This window comes from Streptomyces sp. NPDC027962 (genome assembly GCF_055566095.1).
The window spans coordinates 19,366-28,803 of sequence record NZ_JBVHTA010000057.1; the positions used below are offsets into that span (position 1 = coordinate 19,366).

3 protein-coding genes and 1 pseudogene are annotated in these 9,438 nt (G+C 69.1%); 2 read left to right on the forward strand and 2 right to left on the reverse strand.

Features of this window, described 5'->3' with window-relative positions; all coding sequences use genetic code 11:
- The first annotated feature begins 169 nt into the window (after positions 1-169).
- Both ACZ4SA_RS33850 and ACZ4SA_RS33855 read left to right on the forward strand, forming a co-directional pair.
- On the forward strand, positions 170-5,728 hold the full coding sequence (locus ACZ4SA_RS33850; protein ID WP_468281774.1) for an AAA domain-containing protein: 5,559 nt from the start codon (positions 170-172) through the stop codon (positions 5,726-5,728).
- A gap of 496 nt (positions 5,729-6,224) precedes the next feature.
- Positions 6,225-7,121: pseudogene (locus ACZ4SA_RS33855) on the forward strand (IS3 family transposase); the annotation flags it as partial.
- A gap of 165 nt (positions 7,122-7,286) precedes the next feature.
- Here the strand turns inward: ACZ4SA_RS33855 and ACZ4SA_RS33860 are convergent.
- Both ACZ4SA_RS33860 and ACZ4SA_RS33865 read right to left on the reverse strand, forming a co-directional pair.
- A complete protein-coding gene (locus ACZ4SA_RS33860; protein WP_468281776.1) occupies positions 7,287-8,171 on the reverse strand; it encodes a hypothetical protein in 885 nt (294 codons plus the stop codon).
- Complete coding sequence (locus ACZ4SA_RS33865) at positions 8,168-9,400, reverse strand: WD40 repeat domain-containing protein (protein WP_468281788.1); 1,233 nt, start codon at positions 9,398-9,400, stop codon at positions 8,168-8,170. The genes ACZ4SA_RS33860 and ACZ4SA_RS33865 overlap by 4 nt, the downstream gene beginning before the upstream one ends.
- Between the last annotated feature and the right edge of the window lie 38 nt (positions 9,401-9,438).

Here is a 9,438-nt window from a genome sequence, read left to right on the forward strand (position 1 = left end):
CGTCCCCCCCCCCCCCCCCCCCCCCCCCCCCCCCCCCCCCCCCCCCCCCCCCCCCCCCTCCCCCCCCCCCCCCCCCCCCTCCCCCCCCCCCCCCCCCCCCCCCGCTGCGATGCGCATAGGATGCGCACACTCTTCATACTTTGGTTGCACCAGTTCAGCGAGGTGGCTCGTGCCCGCATCCGCCGTGACGCCCGACGATGTTGTCCGCCACGTCTTCCGTTACCTCGCGGAGGTGGGTGAGAGCCGCACCAAGCCGGTGCGGACGCACGACGACGCCAGGCACCAGGTGTGGTTCGCCGACCTGCCCGCGCAGTTCGGCTCCTTCCTCACCGACGCTGTCCTCGGCGACGAACCGTTGTGGCTGCGGGCCGACCGACCCGTACGGCACGAACCGCCGGCTCCGCCGCTGCCGCTCGCCCACTGGCTGGACGGCTGGGAGATCCACGACTCGGCACGGGAAACGCCCCCCGAGCCGCGGGCCGAGACGGACATACCGGCGGACGAGATCTCCGCTGAGGGAAGCGCACGCACCCGGCACATCACCGTGTCCCTGGCCGACTCGCCCCAGCGTGACACCGTGTACGCACAGTACCGCGCCTGGTTGCGTGAATGGGAAGGGTGGGCACGTCGCGACCGTGCCATGAAGCCCGTCGTACGTGCCTACGACCGCCTCTACCGCCTTTGCGTGGATGCCTCCGAACTCGGCGAGAGCTTCGAACTGGTCGTCGGATTCGGCTACCTCACCTGGTCGGCACAGGGCGAGCCGATCCGCCGCCATCTCGTCACCTGCCGGGCCGTCATCACCATCGCCCCCGACACCGGAGCCATCACCGTCGGACCAGACCCCGAGCACGGCAGCCCGGTGCTGGAGGAGTCCATGCTCGACCCCGGGCAGAAAGCGCGGGCGGAAACTCGCGCCCTCGTACGGCGGGAGCTGGAAGCAGCCGGGGACACCACGGATCCGCAGCTCGCGGACCAGCTGCACCGCGCCCTCACCACCTGGACCATCGCGGCTCACGAAGCGGGACGCTACGACCGTGCACCGAATCGGCACCGGGCAGCGGGAGACCCCGCCGTACCGGTCGTCAGTTTCGCGCCGGTGCTGCTGCTCAGAGAGCGCACCGGGCGCAGCATGCTCGAAGCGCTGCGCGCCGTCGCCCTGTCCATCGAGCAGGGCGCCGAGCCAACCACTCTGCTGCGGGCGATCGCCGGTGCGGGCGGTGACCTCCCGCTGGGGGAGCCGGGCAGCGGTGACGTAGCAGGACCGCCGCCGGAGCTGTACTTCGCGCTGCCCTCCAACGACGAACAGCGCACCATCGCCGAGCGGCTGCGGGACCGGGATCTCGTCGTGGTCCAGGGACCGCCCGGCACCGGCAAGACGCACACCATCGCCAACCTGGTCACCGACCTTCTCGCGCGCGGCAACCGCGTACTGATCACCAGCCATACGGCACGTGCCCTGAAGGTCCTGAAAGACAAACTCCCCGTCGGCATCCGCGAGCTGTGCGTGAGCCGCACCGACGACGGAGCAGGTCAGCAGGAACTGGAGCACTCCGTCAAGGTCATCCTCGACCGGCAGGGAGACTTCTCTTCGCGGGCATACCGGCGACGCATCCAAGAGCACGAAGAGCGCCTCAGATCCGCCCGGTCCGCGCAGGCGCTCGCCCTGAAGGCGCTGCGTGCGCTGCGGGAGCAGGAGACGTACCACCATCCGGCCGAGGTCGGCGATTACGAGGGAACCCTGGTCCGGATCGCCCAGCGGCTCGCCGAGGAACACCCGCAGTTCGGCTGGATCGGCGCCGTCCCCGCTGACGCACCGACGCTGAATGCCGAGGTGCTCACGCGCCTGCGCCGTGCGGCGCTCGCCTTCACCGACCGGCACCGTGCTCTCGCCGCATCGGTGAGTGCCGCGCTGCCAGAGCCCGGGCAGCTGCCCACGGTGCCCGCCTTCGCGGAGGCGGTCGAGACGGTCAAGGCGGCAGAGGCCGACCTCGCCGCGCTCCGGCAGGACGGCTCCGTCTCCCGCCTCGACGACACCGTGTCCGTCCTCACCCCAGCACAGCAGGAGCAACTGGCCACCGCGCTCGACCACTTCACTCCCGCAGCCCGGGCGGCCACCTCGATGCCGGCCGCCTGGGCCGCCGAGCTGCGCGACGAAATCCTCGCCGGGCAGGACCTTGGTGCGCGCAGCCGCCACCAGCGCACCACCGCGGCCCTGACCGCGATCGAGGAGGCGGAGCGCGCCTTGGGCGCCACCCTGGTCACTGGGCTGGAGGCGTACGACGTGCCGACGGCCCTCGGTCTTGCCGGCACCCTCCGGGACGGGCTCGCGTCCGGTGCGAAGCTGCGCGGAGCCCTGGGCATGAAGACCAAACTGCGCAAGGCTGTCGGCGACTTCCCCGAGACCGTGCGCGTCGACGGCCGCGCCGTGGAGACAGCGACCGCCGCGTCCGCCGTACTGCACCGCGTCACGCTGGAGCGGCACCTCCAGGACATCGAACAGGAGTGGGGCGACAGCCACGACGCATGGCAGGCCACCGCCCGGCGCACCGCCCGCCAGCGCCAGGACATCGCCACCCTCACCACTCTGACCGCTCTCGCCGACCTGCGCCACGCCGTGGTCGGCGCTGCCACAGCCGCACCAGGGCTGGCCGGCGTCGGCTGGGGCGACTCGGAGCGGGCCGCCACCGTGAAAAACCTCCTGAAGGCCAGAGCAGCGCGCAGGAACGCCGCCCCTGCCCGCACCCTGATCGACGACGCTCTGCGTGTACTGGGCGCCGCGGCCCACCGCAGGGGAGCCTCGGCAGCCCTGGAACGAGCCCGCGCCGCGGTCGATTCCCGCGACCCGGCGGCCTATAGCGCCGCGGTGAACGACGTGGACGACCTGCGGGAGGCACTCGCGCGCAAGAAGGCATGTGACGACGCCTACCGGCTGGTCGCGGCCGAACTCCCAGACCTCGCCGACAGACTGGAATCCACACCCGAGGACGACGAGTGGGACACCCGGCTCGCGGACTTCCAGGCCGCGTGGGAGTGGTCGGTCTGGTACGACCGAATGAAGGAGCTGACGGACCCGGAGGCCGAAGCCCGGCAGATGCGGCTGCTCGCCGAGGCGGACGCCGAGACCCGCATCGGCCTGGAACGGCTGGCGGCCGACAAGGCCTGGTTCAGCTGTCTGTCCAGGCTCACGGACGACCAGGCCGTGGCCCTCACCTCGTACCAGCAGAACGTCCGCAAGCTGGGCAAGGGCACCGGCAAATACGCAGCCACCTACCGCAGACAGGCCCGGGAGAGCTTGCAGGCCAGCCAGGCGGCGGTGCCCGCCTGGATCATGCCGCTGCACCAGGTAACCGAAACCGTGCCTATGGACCAAGCAGGGCGCTTCGACGTCGTGATCGTCGACGAGGCCAGCCAGTCCGGCCCCGAGGCGCTGCTGCTCGCCTGGCTGGGTGCGAAGGTGATCGTCGTCGGGGACGACCAGCAGGTCAGCCCCGCCCAGGTGGGCGTGGACCACGACGAGCAGTTCGCGCTCCAGCGACGACTCCTCGCCCAGTTGTCCACCGCCCGCCGCAACCTGTTCACACCGACCGCCAGCCTCTTCGACATCGCGTCCGGTCTGGCCGGAGGCCGCGGCAGGCTGATGCTCCAGGAACACTTCCGGTGCATGCCGGAGATCATCGGATTCTCCAACGAGCTCTGCTATGGCGGCCGGCTCCAGCCGCTTCGACAGTACGGTACCGACCGGCTGCCGCCCCTGCGCCCGGTGCATGTCCCCGATGGCTACGTCGAAGGGAGCGGGCAGAAGCAGGTCAACCGGTCCGAGGCGGTGCGGCTGGTGGAGGAGGTCGCCCGGTGCATCGCCGACCCGGCCTACGCGGGGCGCACGATGGGTGTGATCACCCTGCTCGGCGCGGGACAGAAGTACCTCATCGAAGACTTGCTGGCCGACCGGATCCCGCTGGATGAGAGACAGCACCGACGCCTGCGCGTGGGCAACGCCGAGGAGTTCCAGGGCGACGAGCGCGACATCGTCTTCGTCAGTACGGTCGTGTCGCTCACCGGCCCTGACGGGCCGCGCCGCATCGGCTCCTTCAGCAGCTCCCTGAACCGGCAGCACCTCAACGTGGCCGCATCCCGGGCCCGCGACCAGGTGTGGTTGTTCCACAGCTTCACTCTCACGGAACTCGGCGAGACGGATCTGCGGCGCACATATCTGGACTGGTTCTCCCGCCCGGCCGAGGAGCAGGACGGCCTCGGACTCGGCGAGGTCCGGCCGGACGTTCCGCACGAGGCATTCGACAGCCTTTTCGAGCAGCGTGTCTACCTGGCTCTGCGGGCTCGGGGCTACCGGGCGCGGCCGCAGTATCCGGCCGGCCGCTACCGCATCGACCTCGTCGTCGAGGGCGGCACCAGACGCCTTGCCGTGGAGTGCGACGGCGATGCGTTCCATACGGAGGAGAACGCCGACGCGGATGCGGCACGCCAGCGCGAACTGGAGCGCGTGGGATGGACGTTCGTCCGCATCCGAGGCAGCCGCTTCTTCCTCGACCCGGAACGGGCACTCGAACCGCTGTGGGCGGAACTCGACCGAATCGGCATCGAGTCGGCGGCGTACCCACCCGCAAAGCGAGCCGCCGAGGACCGCCGCATGGGGGGCCCGACCGGCGACGGTGGCACGGTCCCGATCGGCGACGGCGACGTCGTATCCACCGGCAACGCAGAGCCCGCACCTTCTGGTGCCCCATCCGTCGGGCGAGACGATATCCGTCCCGAGCCCACGCACGGCATCGACGAGACACAGCCCCGATTCATCACCGTGGCACGGCTGCACCGCGACGAGGTCAACGCAGCCCAGCACGCGTTCAGCATGCGGGCGACCGTGCCCGGGACCGCACGGTTCCTCGCACGAGCGGGTGCGCCGGGCTTCCCGGGGGCCGACGCCGTGGACATCCTGCGCGAGGGGCAAGCCGTCGTGCGGGTCTCCCACCCCGAGGTACAGGCCATGATCCGCGCCGCGATCGCCCATGCCGACATACCCGTACTTGGAGACGACGGTCAGGTGGGGCTGGCGCGGCACCATGCACCCGGATCCTCTGGCGCGTCCGACGGCCGTACGACGGAACTGCTGCGTGCACGACCGGCAGGACGAGAGATCGGCCCCCAGGACCGGGCCCCGGCGAAGAGTCTTCTGGCCGTGCCGCGGCAGCCGACCCGCGGCGACGAGCCCGCCGTCACGGGATCCGCGGTGCCCGGCGGTGCCGGGGCCTTTCTCCGCCTCCCGGTCGACCGGCTCAGCGTCGCCGCCCATCGACGGGTGCAGCGCGAGCTCCAGCGCGTACAGGACGCGCTGGACCAGCCGCTTCCGGAGATCGTGGCCGTGGACTCGTCGTCCAGGAATGCCCAGCTGGCCGATCACGACAGGCGTCGCCAGACCCTGCAGGAGCGGCGCAGCCACCTGCGTGCCGTGCTCGACCAAGTGGTCTCTGACTCTTCTCTGACGGGCGGGGCGATGGTCGTCCCTGGATGCCTCGTCGGAGTTGAGGACCCGGACGAGCCCGGCATCAAGACATACGAGATCGCGATGCTCGCGGGTGACGAGGCGGAGCGGCTGAGCCCCGACACCCCGCAGGGGAAGGCGCTGATGTGGCGAGAGGTCGGGGACGAGCTGAGCTGGCAGACGGAGCGGGGTACCCGCATGCGCATCATCGTCCGGTACATCCAGGACTGAGAAACCGCAGCGGTGCGGGACCAGGTCCCCCCGATCAAGGCGTCGAGCAACCCTGTGCGTCCATGTGCGTCGGCCACCAAACGCAAGGAGGGCAAGAACCACCAGCAGACTCTGCTGGTCGGACAGCCGAGCCCAACATTGTTGTGAGCCCACAAAGGACCGAGAGCGGCGGATCGCACGCAGCACGCCGGCCTCGGCCCTTACTGACGGCGACCAGGGGAGCGCAAGGGGAGCGCGGACGCCTTTGGACGGGGTGGACGGAGCTGAACAGGGCATCACAGCGCACGTGCTCTGATCAGGTGAAACTGGATCGTGCGCCATGGGGTGACACTGGGCGTCACGATCACTCTCGCCCTCGTAATGTCTAGGTCTCGGGTTCGAATCCCGAAGGCCGCTCCACAAAGGTCCAGGTCAGACCCTCGCTGACCTGGTCCTATTGCCTTCCGTGGACGGGTCTCGCTGCCCTCTGACCGGCCCGAGGGCCGCCGCTCGGTGGAGCCGCTTCCAGTTCGTCCATGATCACCGGGACGCCTTCGGTGTGAAGCGGTTGTGCCAGGTGCTGGGCGTGAACCGGTCCAGTTACTACAAGTGGCGGGACGGGGCCGACGCGCGGACCGCGCGGCAGGCCGCCGACCGGGCCCTGGCCGAACAGATCCGCGCCGTCCACACCGACTCCGACGGCGCCTACGGCTCTCCGCGGATCACCGCCGAGCTCCGCGCCGACGGCCGGAGGATCAACGAGAAACGGGTGGCCCGCGTGATGCGCAAGTTCTCCATCCAGGGCATACGTCTGGGCAGACGGGTCCGCACCACGGTCCCCGAGCCGTCGGCGACACCGGTCCCGGACCTGTTCCAGCGGGACTTCACCGCCCCGGCGCCCGGGGTCAAGTACATGGGCGACATCACCTATCTCCCCACTGGGGATGGCCAGTTCCTCTATCTGGCCACCGTCCTGGACTGCTTCAGCCGCCGGGTGGTCGGCTGGTCCATCGCCGCCCACATGCGCACCGAACTCGTCGCCGACGCCCTGCGGATGGCAGCCGCCACCCGCGGCGGTCTGAGTGGCACGGTCTTCCACTCCGATCACGGCGCCCAGTACACATCGCGTGAATTCGCCGATCTGTGCCGAGAGTTGGGCATCACCCAGTCCATGGGCGCGGTCGGCACCTCCGCCGACAACGCCGCCTGCGAGAGCTTCCACGCCACCCTCAAGCGCGAGACCCTGCGCGGCGCCCACCACTACCCGGGAGCGGAACTCTGCCGACGCACCGTCTTCCGGTGGCTCACCCGCTACAACACCCGCCGCAGGCACTCCGCCAACGGACACCTCAGCCCCGTCGACTACGAACACCAGCACCAGCAGGAGTCCGATAAGCTCACGCTGGCCGCATAACCACTGGAAGTGTCTCGTGCGGCTCAGTGTGGTCGCGGTATCCGATTCCGTCAACGAACGAGGCCAGCACCGTCTGCGGGGCGCGTAGCACCATGTCGCCGACCCACCCGGCACGCCCGCCCGTTCGGACCGTGGGTATTACAGCGGTTAGTAGGTACGTGCTGCTCAGGCTCGTGCGTAGGGCCTCAGGGTGGCCGCAGTGGCAGCGCAACGAAGATAGTTCTTCGCGTGGTGGAATCCGAACGCCGCGTGAATGGAGGTGGTCAGATCGAGTTCGACGCCACCGAATGCGCGGGCGAGGCCGGGCGGGATGGCCACCGGGTCTCCTGGGTCAGCGATGTTCACCCACCGTGCGACACCAGGGGGGCGGTCCCCGAAACGAGCCGTCGATGTGTGAAGAGGGCGGGGAACTAGTCGGTCGAAGACTGCGTGTGGCAACGCGAGCGGCGACCCGAGGGTGAGCAGGAGCTCGACGCTCAGTTCGGGGTGGGCATGCAGTGCTTCGTAGGCAACCACTGTGCCGAGCGAGTGCGCAATGACGATCCGCGGGCGGTGCCTGGCGATGCGGTCGGCGACCTCTTCCCTCACGGCCAAGCGCGCCTGGTCCTCATCACTGCGCACGTAGGCGGCCACCTCACGGAAAACGAGGCGGACGAAGAGTTCGGTCAGCCGGCCGTCTAGGCTGAATTTCTCCGCGACCCAGGATGCGGCATAGCGCAGTGGCTTGGTCAATGAACCCTGGGCCACAGGTTCTGGAGCCCCCAGTTCCGCCATCCAGTGCGACATTAGCTCGCGGGTCAACGGGTCACCTAACCCTTCCCAGTCGTCGTCGCCCTGTGCTATCGGGCTGGAGTTGAGAAGGTGCGCGTAGTGCGCGAAGTCGACGCTCAGCCGGGTGGGTGAGATCCCCATCCCCTCGGACAGATGCCGAGTCCAGTGCGCCATGTGTGTGGCGCGTGCCTGCTCGGCGGTCACACGTCGGTCGTGGTAGCCGACACCATGGACGGCGACGATGGGCAAGGGGCAGGCGTTGGACGAGGAACTTTTCACTTGTGTCTCCTTGCAGAGGATTCCATTTGCAGTGCAACCACTTCACTGCCCATGCCGATCACAATGGTGCCGTCAGCGGCGATATCGGCGCATGAGGGGACGTCAGGCAAGACCAGTACAGATAGAGATCGCGCTGAGCCCAGATCGGATACTCGCAGGGTGCGGTCTTCACTAACCGTGACGGCAATGGGTCTGGCATCCATGAGGCCGCATGCAACTGCTGTGACAGTGCCAGTATGGCCGTGGAGGGTGGCCGTGCAGCGAGCTTCGGCCAGGTCCCACACTCGTACGGTGTGGTCCGCACTGCCGGTCACAGCCACCGGCCGGCCGCCCACCTCAGTGCAAGCCACAGCACCCACGCCCTCCGTGTGGCCGTGGAGGGTGGCTATGCAGCGAGCTTCGGCCAGGTCCCACACTCGTACGGTGTCGTCCTCACTGCCGGTCACAGCCACCGGCCGACCGCCCACCTCAGTGCAAGCCACTGCTCCAACCCAATCTCGGTGGCCGACGAGGGGTTCCCCGACGGCAGCCCCGGTGGCGAGATCCCACACCCGCACGGCGCGGTCCACACTGCCGGTTACAGCTACTGGCCGCCTGCCGACTATCGCAGTAGCCACCGCCGTGACGCATTCTGTGTGACCGCGAAGCTCGACGGTGCTGCGGCCAGTGGCGATATCCCACACACGTACGGTGCGGTCCAGACATCCGGTGACGGCGACTGTCCGGCCCTTAACCACGGCAGTGGCCACAGCGGTTACCGCGTCCTCATGCTTCATCAGCTCTCTGCCCAGCCCGAGGGGGCTGCCCGCAGCCACGTCCCAGAGGTGTACGCCACGGTCTACGCCACCGGTGACGGCGACCGGCGTACCGGCCAGGTCGCCAACTGCGACTTTCCACACAACGCCTACGTGGCCGTTAAGGAATGTACCTACCGAATCACCGGAGGTCAGGCCCCATACCCGAACTGTCTGGTCCTCGCTCCGGGTGAGGGCGACTGGTTGTCCGTGCAGGTCCGTGGTGGCCACGGCTCGCACCCAGTCGGTGTGGCCGGTTAGGACTGCCGTGGTTTGGCCGGTGTGGAGGTTCCACACTCGCACAGTGGTGTCACGACTCGCGCTGAGAGCGACTGGTTGTCCTCGTAACTCGGTGGCGGCCACGGCGGTGACCACATCGGTGTGGCCGGTTAGGACTGCCGTGGTTTGGCCGGTGTGGAGGTTCCACACTCGCACAGTGGTGTCACGACTCGCGCTGAGAGCGACTGGTTGTC